The 16989-nt window shown below is 70.7% G+C and carries 20 protein-coding genes, 1 pseudogene and 1 riboswitch; of the genes and pseudogenes, 8 read left to right on the forward strand and 13 right to left on the reverse strand.

Features of this window, described 5'->3' with window-relative positions; genetic code table 11:
* Window position 1: 1 nt before the first annotated feature.
* Window positions 2-586 (reverse strand): nucleotidyltransferase, encoded by a 585-nt coding sequence (locus ACQP2Y_RS07115; RefSeq protein WP_360825900.1) that lies wholly within the window; start codon window positions 584-586, stop codon window positions 2-4.
* 127 nt (window positions 587-713) lie between these two features.
* Here ACQP2Y_RS07115 and ACQP2Y_RS07120 point away from each other — a divergent pair, with 127 nt between their 5' ends.
* Window positions 714-1562 (forward strand): dTMP kinase, encoded by an 849-nt coding sequence (locus ACQP2Y_RS07120; RefSeq protein ID WP_433725689.1) that lies wholly within the window; start codon window positions 714-716, stop codon window positions 1560-1562.
* On the opposite strand, the gene ACQP2Y_RS07125 is transcribed toward ACQP2Y_RS07120, so the two are convergent.
* On the reverse strand, window positions 1559-2239 hold the full coding sequence (locus tag ACQP2Y_RS07125; RefSeq protein WP_433725691.1) for an SDR family NAD(P)-dependent oxidoreductase: 681 nt from the start codon (window positions 2237-2239) through the stop codon (window positions 1559-1561). The two genes, ACQP2Y_RS07120 and ACQP2Y_RS07125, sit on opposite strands and share 4 nt — an antisense overlap.
* 549 nt (window positions 2240-2788) lie before the next feature.
* On the opposite strand from ACQP2Y_RS07125, the gene ACQP2Y_RS07130 reads away from it, so the two are divergent.
* Window positions 2789-3790, forward strand: coding sequence for a sigma-70 family RNA polymerase sigma factor (locus ACQP2Y_RS07130; RefSeq protein ID WP_041840672.1), 1002 nt, complete (start codon window positions 2789-2791; stop codon window positions 3788-3790).
* Window positions 3791-3875: 85 nt separating this feature from the next.
* On the opposite strand, the gene ACQP2Y_RS07135 is transcribed toward ACQP2Y_RS07130, so the two are convergent.
* From ACQP2Y_RS07135 to ACQP2Y_RS07145, 3 genes are all read right to left on the reverse strand, one after another.
* Window positions 3876-4802 carry an NlpC/P60 family protein gene (locus tag ACQP2Y_RS07135; protein ID WP_433725693.1) on the reverse strand — a complete coding sequence of 309 codons (927 nt, stop codon included), beginning with the start codon at window positions 4800-4802 and terminating at the stop codon, window positions 3876-3878.
* 46 nt (window positions 4803-4848) lie between these two features.
* A riboswitch (cyclic di-AMP (ydaO/yuaA leader) is annotated at window positions 4849-4983 on the reverse strand.
* A gap of 209 nt (window positions 4984-5192) precedes the next feature.
* Window positions 5193-5519 carry a DUF3817 domain-containing protein gene (locus ACQP2Y_RS07140; protein WP_360554977.1) on the reverse strand — a complete coding sequence of 109 codons (327 nt, stop codon included), beginning with the start codon at window positions 5517-5519 and terminating at the stop codon, window positions 5193-5195.
* Between the two features lie 41 nt (window positions 5520-5560).
* Window positions 5561-6013, reverse strand: a complete 453-nt coding sequence (locus ACQP2Y_RS07145; protein ID WP_433725695.1) for a hypothetical protein — start codon at window positions 6011-6013, stop codon at window positions 5561-5563.
* A gap of 89 nt (window positions 6014-6102) precedes the next feature.
* Between ACQP2Y_RS07145 and ACQP2Y_RS07150 the strand changes: the two genes are divergently transcribed.
* The gene (locus ACQP2Y_RS07150; RefSeq protein ID WP_360827036.1) at window positions 6103-6360 is read left to right on the forward strand and encodes a DUF6158 family protein; all 258 of its coding nucleotides are present in this window, start codon (window positions 6103-6105) and stop codon (window positions 6358-6360) included.
* 16 nt (window positions 6361-6376) lie between these two features.
* Entirely contained in the window at window positions 6377-6946 is a 570-nt protein-coding gene (locus ACQP2Y_RS07155) for a DUF1360 domain-containing protein (RefSeq protein WP_433725697.1), read from the forward strand.
* A 63-nt stretch (window positions 6947-7009) separates the two neighbouring features.
* On the opposite strand, the gene ACQP2Y_RS07160 is transcribed toward ACQP2Y_RS07155, so the two are convergent.
* Window positions 7010-7192 (reverse strand): hypothetical protein, encoded by a 183-nt coding sequence (locus ACQP2Y_RS07160; protein ID WP_360827039.1) that lies wholly within the window; start codon window positions 7190-7192, stop codon window positions 7010-7012.
* Between the two features lie 46 nt (window positions 7193-7238).
* On the reverse strand, window positions 7239-7436 hold the full coding sequence (locus tag ACQP2Y_RS07165) for a hypothetical protein (RefSeq protein ID WP_433725699.1): 198 nt from the start codon (window positions 7434-7436) through the stop codon (window positions 7239-7241).
* A 339-nt stretch (window positions 7437-7775) separates the two neighbouring features.
* Here ACQP2Y_RS07165 and ACQP2Y_RS07170 point away from each other — a divergent pair, with 339 nt between their 5' ends.
* Both ACQP2Y_RS07170 and ACQP2Y_RS07175 read left to right on the forward strand, forming a co-directional pair.
* Entirely contained in the window at window positions 7776-7982 is a 207-nt protein-coding gene (locus tag ACQP2Y_RS07170; protein WP_433725701.1) for a hypothetical protein, read from the forward strand.
* A 5-nt stretch (window positions 7983-7987) separates the two neighbouring features.
* Complete coding sequence (locus tag ACQP2Y_RS07175; protein ID WP_433725703.1) at window positions 7988-9007, forward strand: ANTAR domain-containing protein; 1020 nt, start codon at window positions 7988-7990, stop codon at window positions 9005-9007.
* Window positions 9008-9024: 17 nt separating this feature from the next.
* On the opposite strand, the pseudogene ACQP2Y_RS07180 reads toward ACQP2Y_RS07175, so the two are convergent.
* From ACQP2Y_RS07180 to ACQP2Y_RS07200, 5 genes and pseudogenes are all read right to left on the reverse strand, one after another.
* Window positions 9025-9325: pseudogene (locus ACQP2Y_RS07180) on the reverse strand (antibiotic biosynthesis monooxygenase family protein).
* Window positions 9326-9379: 54 nt separating this feature from the next.
* On the reverse strand, window positions 9380-11119 hold the full coding sequence (locus ACQP2Y_RS07185) for an MDR family MFS transporter (RefSeq protein ID WP_433725705.1): 1740 nt from the start codon (window positions 11117-11119) through the stop codon (window positions 9380-9382).
* The gene (locus ACQP2Y_RS07190; RefSeq protein WP_433725707.1) at window positions 11116-11601 is read right to left on the reverse strand and encodes a MarR family winged helix-turn-helix transcriptional regulator; all 486 of its coding nucleotides are present in this window, start codon (window positions 11599-11601) and stop codon (window positions 11116-11118) included. The genes ACQP2Y_RS07185 and ACQP2Y_RS07190 overlap by 4 nt, the downstream gene beginning before the upstream one ends.
* A gap of 70 nt (window positions 11602-11671) precedes the next feature.
* Window positions 11672-12298, reverse strand: a complete 627-nt coding sequence (locus ACQP2Y_RS07195) for a class I SAM-dependent methyltransferase (protein ID WP_433725709.1) — start codon at window positions 12296-12298, stop codon at window positions 11672-11674.
* A gap of 65 nt (window positions 12299-12363) precedes the next feature.
* Complete coding sequence (locus ACQP2Y_RS07200; RefSeq protein ID WP_433725711.1) at window positions 12364-13248, reverse strand: AfsR/SARP family transcriptional regulator; 885 nt, start codon at window positions 13246-13248, stop codon at window positions 12364-12366.
* Between the two features lie 210 nt (window positions 13249-13458).
* Between ACQP2Y_RS07200 and ACQP2Y_RS07205 the strand changes: the two genes are divergently transcribed.
* Both ACQP2Y_RS07205 and ACQP2Y_RS07210 read left to right on the forward strand, forming a co-directional pair.
* The gene (locus ACQP2Y_RS07205; protein ID WP_360554959.1) at window positions 13459-14118 is read left to right on the forward strand and encodes a response regulator transcription factor; all 660 of its coding nucleotides are present in this window, start codon (window positions 13459-13461) and stop codon (window positions 14116-14118) included.
* 284 nt (window positions 14119-14402) lie between these two features.
* Window positions 14403-15674, forward strand: a complete 1272-nt coding sequence (locus ACQP2Y_RS07210; RefSeq protein WP_433725713.1) for a hypothetical protein — start codon at window positions 14403-14405, stop codon at window positions 15672-15674.
* Window positions 15675-15693: 19 nt separating this feature from the next.
* On the opposite strand, the gene serA is transcribed toward ACQP2Y_RS07210, so the two are convergent.
* The gene (serA, locus tag ACQP2Y_RS07215; RefSeq protein ID WP_433725715.1) at window positions 15694-16920 is read right to left on the reverse strand and encodes a phosphoglycerate dehydrogenase; all 1227 of its coding nucleotides are present in this window, start codon (window positions 16918-16920) and stop codon (window positions 15694-15696) included.
* Window positions 16921-16989 lie beyond the last annotated feature (69 nt).

Here is a 16989-nt window from a genome sequence, read left to right on the forward strand (position 1 = left end):
CTCAACCCCCCACTGTCAGACGTGCTTCCCCCGGCTGTGCGACCACGTCCAGGCGGTCGAGCAGGACCAGGAACGCCTCCGCGTACGGCGATTTCGCGGTCTCCTCGCGGACCCTGTCCCAGTCGATCTGCTCGCGCAGGGACCGGGCGACCGGCAGGCCGGTGGCGAAGTCGCAGTAGTGCTGGGTGTAGCTCAGCAGCTTGTGCACCATCAGCTGGGTCGCCGACAGCACGGGCATGTTGATCGCCTCGACCGGGCGCATCACGGTGTCCCGCAGCGTGGCGTCGGTCACCGGCGACTCGACCGGGCGGTAGATGAGGTCCACCATCCGGCCCTCGTCGAAGACCTTGACCAGCCAGTCCTCGGGCGGTTGCTCCACCTCGAAGCCGACCGCGGACAGCTCCTCGAGCGCCCGGGCCTTGTCCTGCTCGCGGATCAGGAAGTCGACGTCGTGATCGCTGGAATGCCCGCCGTGGGCGTAGACCGCGAAGCTGCCGCCGAGCGCGAACGGGACTTCCGCCTGTTTGAGCACGGAGGCAACCCGTTTGAGCGTGTTGACCAGGCCCTCGTCCACCCGGTGCGGCATGGCGGTCTCCCTGCGTCGATTGATGTGCGTTTGGCACTTCCGGTCTACCCGGAGCCGGATGCCTTCACACCAGCAGCACGGCTCGGGCCGGAACCGAGCGTGACTGGCCCGGGTACCGTTGGTGGGTATGGTCCCTGACCTCGGTTCCGCCCGCCCCGCTTTCGACGATCAGCACCCGGTCCAGCACCACTCGGTCACCGCCGTCCGCCCGCTGCGCACGGTGGCGCTGGTCGGCATCGACGGTTCCGGCAAGACCACCCAGGCCCACCAGCTGGCGACCGTCCTGGCCGCCCGGGGCCTGCCGGCGACGTACCGGCGCAACGCCGGCGGCCGCCGCTGGTTCGGCCGGCTGGCCACGGCGCTGGGCCGGCGCGACGGCGAGCACCTGCTCGGCCGCAAGGCGATGCTCTTCGTCGAGTCGGTGCTGCGCTGGCTCGCGATCCTGCGCACGCTGCTGCGCCGCACGGTCACGGGCGAAATCGCGATCATGGACAGGTACGCGGTCTGCCAGTACGCGAGCATCCGCGCGCACGCCAAGACCCCTCGCCCCGAGCGGCTGAACAGGGCCGAGCGCCGCGCCCGCCTGGCCTACCGGGTGTTCCCCGCCCCGGACGTGACGTTCCTGCTGGCCGTGGATCCCGCCGTCGCGTACGAGCGGATCGAGCGGCGCGGCTACGACCACGAGGAGATGGACTACCTGCGCGCGGCCACGGCTGCGTACGAGTCCCTGCCCGAGCACCCCACCTTCGTGGTGATCGACGCGAACGGCACCCCGGAGCAGGTGCAGCAGGCTCTGCTGGAGCACCTACGGGCGTGGATGCCGGTGCCGGCGGTGGTCCCGATGCCCCGGGTGCCGGCCGGCTCGCGAGGACCGGCGACGATGCTGGTGGCCCATGCCCGGGCGCTGCTGGTGACCGTGGCGACCCTGGCCGCGGCCGCCTCGGTGCTGACCTACCAGCTGGCCGAGGGTTTCTAGGCCCGGCCGTAGACGGGGATGGCGGCGCCGCTGGTCGGTGCCGAGCCGTCCCCGGCCAGGAAACCGATCACCTGGGCGATCTCGGCCGGGGTGACCCAGCGGGAGAAGTCGGCGGCCGGCTGGGCGGCCCGGTTGGCCGGCGTGTCGATGACGCTGGGCAGCACGGTGTTGCAGCGCACCCCGCTCTTCTTGTATTCGACGGCGACAGCGTTCGCGAAGGCCAGCACTGCGGCCTTGGCAGTCGCGTACCCGGCCGCTCCGGCGAACGGGGCGACCGCCGCGCGCGACGAGACGCACACCACCGAGCCGCCACCGGCTGCCACCAGGTGGGGCAGCGCGGCCGCGGTCACCAGGTACGTCGGGCGCAGGTTGGACCGCAGGATCGCCTCGAAGTCCTCGATCGGCGTCTCGTGCACCGGGCCGCCGCCGGCATATCCGCCGGCCAGGTTCACCACCGCGCGCAGGGGCGCACCGGGCTCGGCGGTCGCGACGGCCACCGCGTCGGCGACAGCGTCGGGGTGGGTCAGCTCAGCCGTGACCGAGAACACACCCTTGGGCAGCCGTTCGGCGCCCGCCCGGACCGGGGCGACGACGCGCCAGCCCTGATCGCGCAGCACCTCGAGGACGGCCCCGCCGAGCCCGCCCGCTCCACCCGTAACCAGCACACTGCGCTCCATACCGAGAACCGTAACGGTGTGTTTCGCATCACTGCCGTCGGGACTCGGTGGAACGGCCGGGGCGGCCCGCCGAACGGCCGTCATTCCCCGGAGGGTCACCCGTACGGGCGAGTGAACTGGGGCTTGTCGTGCCGCATCGTGGCAGGTGGTCCCGTTCGCGGTCGGCGGCGGGAGCTTTCGCCGTGGCGTTTGGGTCAAGCCGGACGGCAACCTGTCGATGCTGGACGTGAACCCAATCGGCTACCAGCCCGTACTGGGTAGTGATGAGCATCGCAGCGGAATCCGTGATGCCCGTCGCTGTGACGAAGAGGGGCCGATGGTGTCATGAAGCGGGCACAGGGTATGCGTCTCATCACGCATCCACCGGCGGGTGCTGCTCCGAATACCTCTGCGAGAGCCCTCTTCAGTAAGTATGCACGCGGCTCTCAGCTGATGCTCAGACACTCGTGACACTTTCGACTCACCAGCCGGAATCAGCGCAGGGCGCCAACTGTTCAGGTATGTGTCAGCACCGCAATGCATGAACTGCGGACGTTACGGGGAGGGCTGATGGACGCAGGTATTGCCCGTAACAGGGTTAGTGAAGGCAATGAGGGGACCGTGGGCAACGTGGAGAAGAACACCGTGATGAGGACCGACCAGGTCGCCGAGGAGCGCGACCTCGTCGGAGTCTACCTGCACGAAATCTCCCGGACGCCGCTGCTGGATGCTGCCAGGGAGGTCGACCTCTCCAAGGCAATCGAGGCCGGCCTCTACGCCGAGCACCTGCTCGACACCGGCGAGGTCCGTCGCGGCGTGAGCCGGGAAGAGCTGGAGCGGCTGGTCACCGAGGGCAAGCGGGCGAAGGATCTCTTCATTCGCGCCAACCTGCGACTGGTCGTGTCGATCGCCCGCCGTTACGTGCGCTCGGGCATGCCGATGCTCGACCTCATCCAGGAGGGCAACACCGGCCTCGTGCGCGCCGTCGAGAAGTTCGACTACGAGCGTGGCTACAAGTTCTCGACCTACGCGACGTGGTGGGTCCGCCAGGCCATCAGCCGGGCCATCGCCCAGCAGGAGCGCACCGTGCGCCTGCCCGTGCACCTGGTCGAGGACGTCAACCGGATGCGCAACGTCACCCGCCAGCTCGTCCGCGAGCTCGGCGCCGACCCGGAGCCTGCGCAGGTCGCCGCGGCGCTGGGCGTGACGGTGGAGCGCGTCACCGAGCTGACCCGCTGGGCCCAGGACACCGTGTCCCTGGACACCCCGGTGGGCGACGACGGCGACACCAACCTCGGCGACCTGGTCGCCGACAGCGATGCGCCGTCGCCCGAGGAGATCGTCCTGACCGCGCTGGAGCGTCAGCGCATCGAGGGACTGCTGAACCACCTCGACGACCGGTCGGCGGGCATCATGCGCGCCCGGTACGGCCTGGAGGACGGTCGCGAGCACTCGCTGACTGAGGTGGCGTCGCGGTTTTCGCTCTCTCGGGAGCGCATCCGCCAGCTGGAGATCCAGGCGCTCGGCCGGCTGCGTGAGCTGGCCCGGGCCGAGGGCCTGCAGGCCGCGTAAGGCAACCGCCAAGTACGGCGAAAGGCCGGTGACCCCCGAGGGGACACCGGCCTTTTCTCGTGCCTGCTGACTCAGGTCACCCGGCTCAGGTGACCCGGCCGTAGCCGTTCGGGGTCATGATGTCGATCGTGCGCTTCTTGACGGGCTGGCCCGCGCGGGAGGCGTCGATGATCTGGCCACCGCCGACATAGATGCCGACGTGTCCGTTGCTGCGGTAGAAGACCAGGTCGCCCGGCTTGAGCTCGGACCGCGAGATCCTGGTGGTCGCGCTGTACTGCGCGGCGGCGTTGTGCGGCAGCGACTTGCCGGCGGCCCGCCAGGCGGCGGAGGTCAGGCCCGAGCAGTCGTAACCGTTCGGCCCGTCCGCGCCGTAGTCGTACATGACGCCGAGGGCGTTGTAGGCGAAGGTGACAGCCTTACCGGCGGAGCCCGCGATGGACGGGATGTTGCCGGTGTACTTGCTGGACTTCTCGGTGGGAGAGCCGTAGGCGGCGGTGCGCATCGCGTACAGCTTCTTGAGGTCGCCCTCGATCTTCTTCTTGCGCGCGTTGAGGGCCTTGGCCTCGGCTTCCTGCTTCTTCTGGGTCGCCTTGAGGGCGGCCTGGCGCTCGGCGAAGTTCTCCGTCGTCGCGCGGTACTCCGCGATGTCGCGGCCGCGGCTGCGGGAGATCTGCTCGAGGATGCTCATCCTGTCCATGAGGTTGTCCGCGCCCTCGAGCACGACGTTCATGGTGCCGATGTTGCCGGTCTTGTACGCCGACGCCGCGATCGCGTCCATCTGCGTGCCGGCGGCCTCCAGCGCGGCCTTGGCCGGGGCCAGCGACGCGGCCAGCTTCTTTTCCTGGTCCTTGGTCTGCTTGAGGCTGATGTTCATCTTGTTGTACGACTCGACGACGTCCTCGAGCTGATCGGACGCCTTGTCGATCTTCTTCGTCAGCTCACTCGTCGACGGTTCCGCGTGTGCGGCGGTCGCGGTGGTGCCGGTGATCGCGATCGCCAGGGCGGCAACCACCAGCGCACGGAGCCTCGTGCGGGCGTGTGGCAACGGTTTGTGCCTTTCTTCCGCTCGGGCCGCCTACCGGGTTAGCTGACGGGTTCGGGGCGGGAAGAAGGCCCCTACCGCTCGCGCGGATTCACCCCGGTGCTGCTTCGGTTGGTTCCCCGGTTCGTCGTGGCGGAGGCGGTGACCGTGGGGGATCTGGTCGTCCGTTTCCGCCGGCGAGGATTCGGCGGCGTTGGCCGGCGCCACCGAGGGTGTGGCTGCGGACCGGACCAACCGCATTAACTTATCGGCGCGCGGCATTAACACAAGAGCCCGAAGAGTGACTTGCGCCAATGATCACAAATAAGAGAATGATCCCGATAACGGCGGGCAACAAATCCGTTCCGCAGCGTTACTTTCCTACTCTGCCATGGCCGGCGGGGAAGTGCGGGCGGCCGGGACCCACTTGTGCGAGACGACCCGTTCGGCCCAGAAGGAGAAGAACGGGATCGTGCCGGCCAGCATCACCAGCAGCATCCGGCCCAGCGGCCAGTGCGCCCGGCGGCTCAGGTCGAAGGCGGCGACCAGATAGACCATGTACAGGAAGCCGTGGATCGGGCCGATCGCGGCCACCACGGTGTCGTTGTCACCCAGGTACTTCAGCGGCATGCCGACCAGCACGAGCGCGATCAGGACCACGCCGACGATCCAGGCGATGATCCGGTAGCGGGTGAGGGCTCCCTGCATAGTGCACGTCCTTGAACTCGCTGGAACTCGACGGTCTGGACTCAGCCGGCGCTGGCGCGACGGCCGGGATAGTCGCTCGGCCGGGCTCCGGGGTGGGCGGCCAGCCAGCTGAGGTAGTCGTTGTAGGCGGCCAGCTCGGGATCGTCGTCGTCGGCCGGCGCCACCTGCGCCACCGGCACGCGGACCGGGCGGCGCACGGTCACCGGGGCATCCTGGCGCGGCACGGGCGGCTGCTCCTCCGGTTGTGGCTCCGCCTCCGCCGGTCCGTCCTGCTCGGCGGCGCGGGCCGCGCGGCGCTCCTGCTGGACCTCGCGGAACCAGATGAACACCACGAAGAGGGCGAACACCGGCCATTCGAAGGTGTAGCCCCAGCTGAGCGAATTGCCGCCGGTGGCCCGGCTGAACTGCCACCAGCCCAGGGCCAGGAAGCCGGCCACGAGCACGAGCGCCAGGATGTGGCGCGCGATCCACGCGGGGGTCCACAGCCCTTTCATGTCCCTCAGCGTACCGGCGGGTTTGGCGGCAGGGCGCACGGGCAACCGTTGCAGCAAGTACTTCAGCGACCGAGGAAGGGAGCGCCGTCATGACCGACGCCCGGCTCGACTCCGCCGGCGACGAGACCGTCGTCTCCGAGAACGGCATCGACCCCGCGGGGCTGGCCGACGACGATCTGTTCCGTGAGCTGGCCAGCCTGCACCGCACCCGGCTGCAGACGCTGCGGCACGGGCCCGACGCCGCCCTGGCCAACCACCTGCGGCGGACCGAGGAGCTGGAGAACGCGTACCTGTCCCGGTACCCCGGCCGTGAGGTCGATCCGGGCCGGCTCACCCAGGACTTCTGAGAGGACCCCGGACTTCATGATCTCCTCGGTACGCGGCCGGCTGAACCGGCTGCGGCGGGACTATGCACCTCACGAGCACCGGCCGCTGGACGGCTATGTCGCGACGATGGGGGCGTTCGGACTGCTCGCCGGCAGTCTGGCCGCCGCCGCCAAGCTGACCGCGAAGCCGGTACCGGACCGGCCGGCCACCGCCGACATCGTGTTGATCTCCATCGCGACGCACAAGCTGAGCCGGCTGATCGCCAAGGACGCGATCACCAGCCCGCTGCGCGCGCCGTTCACCCGCTATGCGGAGCCGGGCGGCAGCGGCGAGATCAACGAAGAGGTACGCGACCAGGGCAGCTCCCTGCGCCACTCCGTCGGTGAGCTGCTCAGCTGCCCGTTCTGCCTGGCGGTGTGGGTGGCCACCGGGCTGACCAGCGGCCTGGTCTTCGCGCCCCGGCTGACCCGGCTGGCGGCCACGGTCTTCACCGCCACGGCGGCGTCCGACTTCCTGCAGATGGCGTACTCCCTGGCCAAGGAGGCCGCGGAGGGTGACCACCAGAGCGACGAGAACGACCGGCCGGCGCTGGCCCAGGCGGCCTGACCCTGGAACGAGTAAGCCCCCGGCCGCTCGGCCGGGGGCTGTTCGCTGTGCTGGGTGATGCGGTCAGGGCGGGCCCTCACGCTCCAGGCCGGACCAGCCGCGCGAGCTCTCTTCCTCGCCCTTCTCGCCCTCGATGACCTCTCGGTCCACCGCGGTGTCGGAGTGTTCGCCGGCGAAGTCGCTGTCGCCGTCCGGTACGGCTTCCTCGTCGCCGAAGGCCGGCAGGCGTTCGTTCTGCTGGGTCATCTCGCTCCTTGGTCGGGCATCGAGGTCGTCGGGGCTTCGACGGGGATCAGGTGTCCAGCGCCCGCAGCGCCTCGGCCGCCTCGTCCTGGGCGTACTCCCCCTCGGGCAGCGCGTCGATGCGGGTCAGCGCGGTGGCGGGCAGGTCGGCGGCGATGGCCCCGCGCTGCAGGTCGGCGCTGCTGAGCCGTTCCTGCCCGGTGAAAGCCTCGTCGAGGTAGTCGTCCAGCACCTGGAAGTCACTCACGCTGCTTCGTCTACCCGGGGGGAGGGTCGTCAAACGGTGTGGCCTGAGTCACAACCGCTACCGGAATCGGCGGGCCCGGCCGACGGTTGGATCAGATGTCGGTGTGATCAGTGTCCCCGGGCCTCACCCTTTGCCTTCGCGGATTACCGTTCGGCTGGAGCCGCGTTGAGCCTTTCGCCGAGAGGCGACCTGCACACCGACATCTGCGATCGCGCCGCTCCCGGTCCGCCGGGAGCGGCGCTTTTGCGTCCGGGCAGACCTTCGCCCATCGCCAGGGCACGGGCGGGACATCGATCATGATGCAGGTTCGGTTCGCCGCGGCGGGGGTATCCCGCCGCCATGACAGACGACCGGACAGAGCAGCGAGCCGCCGACCTGCTGCCCGAGGAACGCAGCGCGGGTGGCAGCACGGACCCCCGGGCGCAGGCCGAGGCCATTCTCGCCGAGTCGGACGAGCGCGAGGCCGACCTGGAGGCGGCGCCCAGCTCGTTCCTGGAGCACCGATCGTCGGACCAGACGATCACGCCGGGGGACGGCACCCGGTAGTGGACATGACTTTCGTGTTCACCGATCCGCATGGCACCATCGGCCGGATGGCAGCCCCGCAACGAAGCTTCGGGCGCAACGTCTCGCGTCGAGTGCCCGGCTCCGGCATGGCCGCGAGCCCCGATCAGGTCCGCGGCACCGGTCGTCGCCCGCCGGCGACCGTGAAAACAATCCTGGCCGCACCGGACGCCACACCCGCCGCGCTCACCTCCGCTGCCGCGGGTCCCCTCATGACCGGTGCCGGGGGAGAGCAGTCCCCGGTGACCGCCATCGCCGTCCCGGAAGTCCGGCTTGACCTGATCCCGCGGGCCGGCCGGCCGGCGTCCGGCGCAGCCGAGCTGCCGTCCGGGCCGCACCCGGTGGAGCTCGCCGGGCTGTTGCACGAGCTCACCGCCCGACTGCTCGGTGCTGACGACGTGCCGCAGGCGCTCGATCGCCTCGCCGCCTTCGCCGCCGGGGCCGTTCCCGGCACCCTGCGCTGCTCGGTGGCCCTGATCGGGGAGGGCGGCCCGCCGGTTGTCGCCGCCTCCGGGACGGCGGCCAAGGCGCTGGACAACCTCGAGTACGCCGGCGGCGACGGTCCCGGCCTGGAAGCGGCCCGGACCCGCGCCCTGGTCACCGCCCCCGACCTGCAGTCCGACCCGCGCTGGCCGCGGCTGGCCGAGTGCGCCCGCTCGGAAGGGGTGCACAGCGTCGTGGCGATCCCGCTGGACGTGCAGCGCTCCTCGGTGGGGGCGCTGAGCCTGTTCGTCGCCACGCCGGGCGGCCTCGACCCCGAGCTGCTGCTGACCGCGATGGCCATCGTGAACCAGGCCGAGCTGCTGCTCGGTGAGCTGGGCCGGCGGGAGGGGCTGCGCGAGGGCGCGACGGTCGACCGGGCCGCCGGGGTGATCATCGCCCAGCGGGGCTGCGGCGTGCAGGAGGCCTACACGGTGCTGCGGGAGACCGCCCAGCGTCTCGGCCTGGACCGCCGGGCCGTGGCGGAACGGCTGATCGCGGCGGCCGCCCGCAACGCCGAGGCCTAGGACGTGTCCTGGCGGGCCTACTTCTCGACGCGCTGGACGACCTCGAACTCCAGCAGGCTCGCGCCCGACGCCACCGGGCGGCTGCGCTCACCGGCGTGGGCCGCCCGGCCCGAGCCGGCCGACCACGCCTGGAAGTCCTCCTCGGTCTCCCAGCGGGTGTAGACGAAGTACCGGGTCTCGCCGGCGACCGGGCGCAGCAACTCGAAGCCCAGGAAGCCCGGGGCGTTCTCCACCGCGCCCTGCCGGGCGGCGAAGCGCTGCTCCAGCTCGGGGCCGGCGCCCTCGGGGACCGATCGCGTTGATCTTCACAACTGCCATACGAAGAAGGGTACGAGCGCTGGCTGCGCTCGTACCCTCCGGTGTCGTCCGCGGTCAGCGGGAGCTCTTGGTCTCCACCTCGGGACCCGCCCCGACCTCGCCGGGCACGCCGTTGCTGTGCTGCGCGGCCAGCACGTCGTCGGCGCGCTGCTGCTGCGCCGAGCGCTGGGACAGCGGGATCTCCGGCAGGAACAGGACCACGATCAGGCCCAGGATCATCACGGCCGCCGCCAGCAGGAACACCACGTGGATGCCGTCGGAGAAGCCGACCTTGAACGGGTGCGACACCACGTCGGAGAGCCGGCCGAGGAACGAGGTGTCGTTCAGCGCGTCGCCGCTCTGAGCCTGCTGCAACGTCTGCAACTGACTCGGGTCGGCCGCGACCGCCTGCTGGAACTCCGGCGTGCCCTGAGCCGACTGGTACGCCGAGCTGATCTTGCCGCCGACGACGTTGAACAGCACCGACAGGAAGATGGCCGTGCCCAGCGTGCCGCCCATCGACCGGAAGAAGGTCACTGAGCTGGTGGCCACGCCGATCTCCCGCGGGGAGACCGCGTTCTGCACGGCGGTGATCATCGGCTGCATGTTGCCGCCCAGGCCGAGGCCCATCACCACCATGATCAGCATGGTCTTCCAGAGCGGGGTGTCGGCGCCGATCAGCGAGAACAGCCCGAGCGCGAGGAGCATCAGCGTGCTGCCGATGATCGGGAAGATCCGGTAACGGCCGGTGCGGGCGATCAGCTGACCGGCGGTGATCGAGCCGGCCATGATGCCGATCACGAACGGAATCATCTGCAGGCCGGCCTCGGTCGCCGAGGAGCCCTTGACGATCTGCAGGTACAGCGGCACGGTCAGCAGGCCGCCGAACATGGCCATACCGATGATCGTGCTGGAGATCGAGCCGACCGCCACGGTCCGGTTGCGGAACAGCCGCAGCGGCAGCAGCGCCTCGTCCTTGTAGGCGCGCTCGGCCAGGATGAAGCCGACGATGCCGATGAGCCCGATCGCGTAGCAGCCCAGCGCCCGCGGTGAGTCCCAGCCCCAGCTGCGGCCCTGCTCCGCCACGGTCAGCAGCGGCACCAGGCCGACGATCAGTGCGACCGCGCCCGGCCAGTCGATCCGGTGGTCGGTACGGGTGTGCGGCAGGTGCAGCACGCGGGCCACGACGAGCATCGCGGCGATGCCGATCGGCACGTTCAGGTAGAAGATCCAGCGCCAGCCGGTGATCCCCAGGATGGTGTCCTGGCCGGCGAAGAAGCCGCCGAGCAGCGGGCCGATGACGCTGGCGGTGCCGAACACGGCGAGGAAGAAGCCCTGGTACTTGGCGCGCTCGCGGGGCGGCACGATGTCGCCGATGATCGCCAGGGCCATCGACATCAGGCCACCGGCGCCGATGCCCTGGATCGCCCGGAACGCGGCCAGCTCGTACATGCTCTGCGACATGCCGCAGAGCACCGAGCCGATCACGAAGACGGCGATCGCGAACAGGAAGAAGCCGCGCCGGCCGTAGATGTCGGAGAGCTTGCCGTACAGCGGCGTCGAGATCGTCGAGGTGATCAGGAAGGCCGTGGTGGCCCACGCCTGCAGGTCGAAGCCGCGCAGGTCGTCGGCGATCGTGCGGGTCGCGGTGGCCATGATTGTCTGGTCCAGGGCGGCCAGGAACATGCCCATCATCAGGCCGGCGAGGATGGTCAGAATCTGCCGGTGGGTGAATTCCGCCGACGGTTGCCCGGCGCCCGGAGCGCTCGCCGCGGGTCCCGTCCCCGCGGGTGCGGTGGTGCTGGAGTTACTCACGCGTTCTCCCGTGCTGGTACGGCTGGGTCGCAGCGCACGAGCGCCTCGACGGAGCTGTTGAATTCTTCGAACAGTTCGGCGAACGCACGCACCCGCTCGACCGGCCAGCCGCTGAGGGCCTTGCTGATCAGGTCGTTGCGTGCCTGGTGGAGCTGCAGGCAGGCCGCCAGGCCCTCCTGCGTGATGGCGAGGCGGGACGCGCGGCCGTCGGCCGGATCGGCCTCTCGGCGGGCGAGACCGGCCTTGACCAGCTGAGCCGCCTGCCGGCTGATCGTGGACGGGTCCGCGCCCTTGACCTCGGCGAGGTCGGTGACGCGCATCGGGCCGAGGTGCCGGAGCGGGAACAGCAGCATGAGCGCGGAGAACTCGGCACCGAAGTCCCCCACGTGGAGCATGCCCTTGGCGCGCGCACCGAGCCGGGCGAATCGCACAAGTTGCTCGGCCAGCCGTCCGCCGGCCTCCTCGGCTTCACCTTCGGTCACCACTGCACCTCCCATCAAGATGCGTGCAGCGTACAACTTGTTGGTTGGTGAAAGCATTTCCGTTCACCCATCAGGCCGCGATTGTGGTGCGCATCTCCCACACGCCCGTGAGCAGTGACTCCGTCTCCTCCAAAACGGCTGGGACGGGCACGACGTACTCGGCCACTCGGGTGAAGAGTCGCTCCGGGAAGTACCCCCGGCCGGGGTCGCCAACCAGGACCCGGGTGCCTTCGCGGCCGGCGCGACGCATCCGGGTCGCCATCCGGTCGGCGACGGTGCGGGTGTAGAAGACGTCACCGGCCAGGATCACGTCCGCGGGCACGTCCGAGTCGGCTATGTCGAGCGCTCGGGTCTCGACGGCGACGCCGTTCGCGGCCGCGTTCCGGGCCGCGGCGGCCACCGCGAGCGGATCGACGTCCAGGGCCGTCACCCGGGACGCGCCGGCTTTCGCCGCGGCGATCGCCGCCACGCCGGAACCGGACGCCACGTCGAGCACCGAGCGGCCGCGCACGATCTCGGGATGGTCCAGGACGTGCCGGGCGAGTGCCTGGCCACCGGCCCAGACGAACAGCCAGAACGGCGGCGGCACGTCGCTGCTGAACGCGCCGCCGGTGCCGTCGAACAACCCCACCCGGCCGTCGGCCAGGTGCAGCGAGATCTCCGGAGCCAGCGGTACGGGCAGCAGCGTCGTTTCCACGCCCGGGATTCTTCGCCGTTGCCGCCCGGTCCGCGCGCTATTTGAGTTGCGTCACAGCCCGCCGGCTACCCGGCCAGTTCGGCGGCCCGGCGCAGCAGCCCGCTCACCGACTCGGGCCCGTGCTGCTCGCCGGCCGCAGCCAGGACCGCAGTCACCGCCAACTCCAGCGGGGTCCCGGTGCCGTCCTCGCGCAGCAGCTCCAGGAACAGCGCCCGGGTCTGGTTCGACGGCTCCACGCCCAGCCCCTCGGCCAGCTCGCGCCGGCACCGGTCGTACGCCCGCAGCGCCGCCACCCGGTCCCCGGCCAGCCGATGCGCGGCCATCGCGATCGCCCAGCCCCGCTCGGCGACCGGATCCAGTCCCACCGCCCGGTCGGCCAGGGCCAGCGCCTCCCGCGGGTCACCGGCTGTGAGGGCGTGACCACCGGCGTCCAGCAGGGTCGCCACCAGCCGGGCCCGGTACCGCTCGCGGGCCTGGTCGGCCCAGTCGTGCTGCTCGACGTCCTCCAGCAGCGGCCGGGCGGCCACGTGGGCGGCGGCGGTCAGCGGGCGCAGGGCCCGGCCGGCCGTACGGCCCGAGGCGGCGGCGACCAGCTCGTCGAAGCGGGCCACGTCGACCCGGACCTGATCGGCGACGAGGGCGTAGCCGCCGTTGCGCGTGGTGATCACCGAGTCACGCGTCTGCCCGTCCGGGTCGAGTCGATGGCGCAAAAGGGACACATAACTCTCCACCGTGGCCTGATGGTTGGCCGGCGGCCGGCCGCCCCAGAGCAGTTCGGCCAGCTCCGCCTTGTGCAGGTCGCCACGCAGGGCGAGCAGTGCGAGGATGTGGCGGGGCTTGACGCCGCCGAAGTCGCGACCGGTCAGGCGTACGCCCCGGGTGCGGACCTCGAGTCGGCCGAAGAGCTGGATGTCGTACATGGCGTAAGACCCTGTACGGGCGACGGTCACGCGACAAGCGTCCGCCGCCTCGTTTGGCACCCCGAAAGCGAGGGGTGGGCTCCACCGAAGATACGAGTTATGGCGGCCGCTCGGACTCATCCCGTCGGCGCGCGTACCGAGCGATCGACGTGGCTCGCAGGTGCTGTCCGACTGTTGGTACGCCTTGGCTTCCGGCGCGGGACACATAGACTTCCAGCGCTGGCGGATCAGGAGGCATGAATGGGCGAGGCGATCACGGTGCTCGTGGTGGACGGGCATCAGACGTTCGCCGAGTTGCTCGGTGTGGCGTTGGCCGGGCAACCGGACCTGCGCTACGTGGGGCATGCGCGGACCGGCGAGCAGGCAATCCGGCTCGTCCAGGAGTTGCGGCCGAACGTGGTGCTGATGGATCCGGACCTTCCGGACGCCGACGGCATCGCGATCGCCGAGCTGCTGCGGCACCGCCAGCCCGACACCCGTTTTGTGGTGCTGACGGCGAACAACGAGTCCGCCCTGGTGGGCCGGGCCACGGCGGCCGGGGCCTCGGGTTTCCTGTCGAAGAACGGGCCCCTCGGCGACGTGCTCAACGCTGTCCACACCGCGCACGGCGGCGGCATGACGGTGTCGACCGACATCCTGGCCCGGCTGCTGCGCAGCACCACCCCGGTGGTCGGTCCGCGCGCCGGTGGGCTGACCGCCCGCGAGCACGAGGTGCTGGTGCTGATGGGCTCCGGGCTGGACCCGCGGGCCATCGCCCGGCGGCTGGGCATCAGCGTGCACACCTGCCGTGGCTATGTGAAGGCTGTGCTGGGCAAGCTCGGTGCGCACAGCCAGCTCGAGGCCGTCGCGGTGGCCACGCGGCGTGGGCTGCTCAGCCCCGACCGTTCTAACGGAGAGTAATTCTCGCTCGTACTCATCCGTTAAGCCGCGGGATCCGTACTTCTCGCCGGAGCGCCTGTCGAAGATTGTCGGCGCCGGCGCGAGTTGGAGGACATCGCGTGGAACGTTCGATCGCCGATTCGTCCGATGTGTCCGTCGCGCTGGCGGAACTCGCGTCGACGTCGGGTGCCGACTGGGCCAACCGTGACAACGAATCGCTCTACCGCCGGACCGAATCCGAACCGGCACCCTACCGGCGACCACCCGCTGTGAACTCGTTCCGTAACGATGCTGATGAGGAAGACATGGCCGACTCCCCGAGCTGGAGTGCCTTCGGGTCACCCCGTACCGCTTCCTCGGCCGCGGACGTACCCGCCGCGGACCCGCCGGAGCCCGAGTACGGCCCGGCCCCGCCCGCCGGCCCCGGCCGCGCCTCCTTCGGCTTCACCGCCGGTCCGATCAGCGGCAACCACACCGGCAGCCACGCCACCATTGGCAACCACACCGGCAGCCACGCCACCATCGGCAACTACCAGGGCCGTCCCTCGCCCGTCTCCGGCGCGCCGTTCCTCCCGCCGCCGGCGGGCCCGCCGCCGTACCCGGTCCGCTCGATGACCGGCGAGCAGGCGCCGGTCCAGACCCGGTCGGCCCGGACCGGGGAGCAGGCGCCGGTCCCGAGCCGGTCGGCGCGCCCGGCCCCGCCGGTCGAGCACGACGAGGGCATCGGCGACTTCATCGGCGGTCCCGGCCGCGAGATCCGCCCCCACCGCGCCGCCCGCCACCCGCACCAGGCCGCCGAGCCGCAGCTGCTCGCCGAGCCGGCGCCCCGCGGCCGTGGCGTGCTGGTCGCCGGCTTCGTGCTGGGTCTCGCCGTGCTGCTCGGCGGCACTGTCGCGGGCGTCAGCTACTTCTCCGGCTCCGACAAGAGCCTCACCTCGGTGCTGGAGCTCGGCGCCGGCAAGTCCGGCGACCGGACCGCGACCGCGCCGATCGACGGTCGCACAGCCGCGTCCTTCGAGCTGTCCACCGCCGTCACCAAGATCACCGTGCGCAGCCAGGACCTCGGCGACGAGCTCTACCGGATCTCCACCGCCGAGGACGCCGGTCTCGTCCCGAAGCCCGTGCTGGCCCAGGACCGCGTGCAGCTCAGCCTGGTCCCCGACGGCGACGGCACCACCGGCGCCGTCGAGGTGGTCCTCACCACGAAGGTGGTGTGGAACCTGCGCTTCGCCGGGGCTACCGACGAGCAGCGCATCGACTTCGCCGGTGGGCAGGTCGACGGCATCGACCTGGTCGCCGGCTCCCGGGTCACCGAGATCGCCCTGCCCAAGCCGGCCGGCACGGTCGCGCTGAAGGTCACGGGCGCCGTCGACGAACTGTCGCTGAACAGCCCGGCCGGCTTCCCGGTGCGGGTGCAGATGCAGGGCGGGGCCAAGACAGTGGCGGCGGGCAAGCGCACCCTGCGCGACGTCAAGCCGGGATCGACGCTGACGCCCAAGGGCTGGACCACCAACGACCGCTACGACGTGACCGCGGAAGCCCGGGTCACGCTGCTCTCCGTCGAGACGGCGAAGTAGCGCACCCGGGCCGGGCGGATCAGAGGACCCGGAGCCGCACCGTCTGGCTCATGCCGCGCAGCCGGTCCAGGACGTCGGCGCTGTAGCTGCCGCTGATGTCGGTGATCAGGTAGCCGTACTCGCCGCGGGTGCTCAGCAGCTGGCCCTCGACGTTGACGTGGTGCTCGGCCAGGATGCTGTTGACCTGGGCCAGCACACCCGGCATGTTCAGGTGCACGTGGATGACGCGGCTCATGTCGGTGCTGGCCGGCAGGGCGACGCTGGGCAGGTTGACGCTCAGCGTGGTGTTGCCCTCCTGCACGAAGTGCACGAGCTTGTTGGCCACGAAGTCGCCGATGTCCGACTGGGCCTCCTCGGTGGACCCGCCGATGTGCGGGGTGAGGATGACGTTCGGCAGGCCGCGCAGCTCCGAGACGAACTCGTCACCGCGGCCCTTCGGCTCCTTCGGGAAGACGTCCACGGCCGCGCCGGCGAGGTGCCCGCTGGTCAGCGCGTCGCGCAGGGCCACGTGGTCGACCACGATGCCGCGCGACAGGTTGAGGAAGATCGCCCCGGGGCGCATCCGGCCGAACTGCTCGGCGCCGAAGAAGCCCGCGTTGCCCGGCCGCCCGTCGACGTGCAGCGTCACCACGTCCGAGCTCGCCAGCAGCTCGTCGAGGCTGGCGCAGCGCTGGGCGTTGCCCAGGGCCAGCTTGTCGGCGGTGTCGTAGAAGGACACGTGCATGCCGAGGTTCTCCGCGAGCACGGAGAGCTGGGTGCCGATGTTGCCGTACCCGATGATGCCGAGCCGGCGGCCGCGGACCTCGTGGCTGCCGTGGGCCGCCTTGTCCCAGATGCCCTCGTGCATGAGGTTGTTCTTCTCGGTGAGCCGGCGGGTCATCGCGATGATCTCGGCGAGGGCCAGCTCGACCACCGAGCGGGTGTTGGAGAACGGCGCGTTGAAGACGGCGATGCCGGCCTGGGAGGCGCCGGCCAGGTCGATCTGGTCGGTGCCGATGCAGAACGCGCCGATCGCGACGAGGCTGTCCGCGGCCTCCAGGACCTTCGCGGTCACCCGGGTCTTGGACCGGATGCCGAGCAGCTGCACACCCTGGATGCGCTCGACCAGCTCGACCTCGTCGAGGGCGCCGGCGACGGACTCGACCTGGTAACCCTCTGCCTCGAGCCGGGACACCGCGTCCGGGTGAATGCTCTCGAGCAGCAGGACTCGCACCTTGGGTTGGTCGATCATCACTTTCCGTTCCATGTCGGATTCTGGTGCACGTGGAAGGGGGGACCATCCGGGCCGCCACGCCGAAGCCCAGGTCAGGCGTAC

This window comes from Actinoplanes sp. CA-051413, assembly GCF_050955795.1.
GTDB lineage: Bacteria > Actinomycetota > Actinomycetes > Mycobacteriales > Micromonosporaceae > Actinoplanes.

What these genes read in the sequence shown, in the direction of transcription:
- ACQP2Y_RS07115 (WP_360825900.1), bottom strand. Translation starts at nt 586, where the DNA reads ATGCCGCACCGGGTGGACGAGGGCCTGGTCAACACGCTCAAACGGGTT.
- ACQP2Y_RS07120 (WP_433725689.1), top strand. Translation starts at nt 714, where the DNA reads ATGGTCCCTGACCTCGGTTCCGCCCGCCCCGCTTTCGACGATCAGCAC.
- ACQP2Y_RS07125 (WP_433725691.1), bottom strand. Translation starts at nt 2,239, where the DNA reads ATGGAGCGCAGTGTGCTGGTTACGGGTGGAGCGGGCGGGCTCGGCGGG.
- ACQP2Y_RS07130 (WP_041840672.1), top strand. Translation starts at nt 2,789, where the DNA reads ATGGACGCAGGTATTGCCCGTAACAGGGTTAGTGAAGGCAATGAGGGG.
- ACQP2Y_RS07140 (WP_360554977.1), bottom strand. Translation starts at nt 5,519, where the DNA reads ATGCAGGGAGCCCTCACCCGCTACCGGATCATCGCCTGGATCGTCGGC.
- ACQP2Y_RS07145 (WP_433725695.1), bottom strand. Translation starts at nt 6,013, where the DNA reads ATGAAAGGGCTGTGGACCCCCGCGTGGATCGCGCGCCACATCCTGGCG.
- ACQP2Y_RS07150 (WP_360827036.1), top strand. Translation starts at nt 6,103, where the DNA reads ATGACCGACGCCCGGCTCGACTCCGCCGGCGACGAGACCGTCGTCTCC.
- ACQP2Y_RS07155 (WP_433725697.1), top strand. Translation starts at nt 6,377, where the DNA reads ATGATCTCCTCGGTACGCGGCCGGCTGAACCGGCTGCGGCGGGACTAT.
- ACQP2Y_RS07160 (WP_360827039.1), bottom strand. Translation starts at nt 7,192, where the DNA reads ATGACCCAGCAGAACGAACGCCTGCCGGCCTTCGGCGACGAGGAAGCC.
- ACQP2Y_RS07170 (WP_433725701.1), top strand. Translation starts at nt 7,776, where the DNA reads ATGACAGACGACCGGACAGAGCAGCGAGCCGCCGACCTGCTGCCCGAG.
- ACQP2Y_RS07175 (WP_433725703.1), top strand. Translation starts at nt 7,988, where the DNA reads ATGACTTTCGTGTTCACCGATCCGCATGGCACCATCGGCCGGATGGCA.
- ACQP2Y_RS07205 (WP_360554959.1), top strand. Translation starts at nt 13,459, where the DNA reads ATGGGCGAGGCGATCACGGTGCTCGTGGTGGACGGGCATCAGACGTTC.
- ACQP2Y_RS07210 (WP_433725713.1), top strand. Translation starts at nt 14,403, where the DNA reads ATGGCCGACTCCCCGAGCTGGAGTGCCTTCGGGTCACCCCGTACCGCT.
- serA (WP_433725715.1), bottom strand. Translation starts at nt 16,920, where the DNA reads ATGGAACGGAAAGTGATGATCGACCAACCCAAGGTGCGAGTCCTGCTG.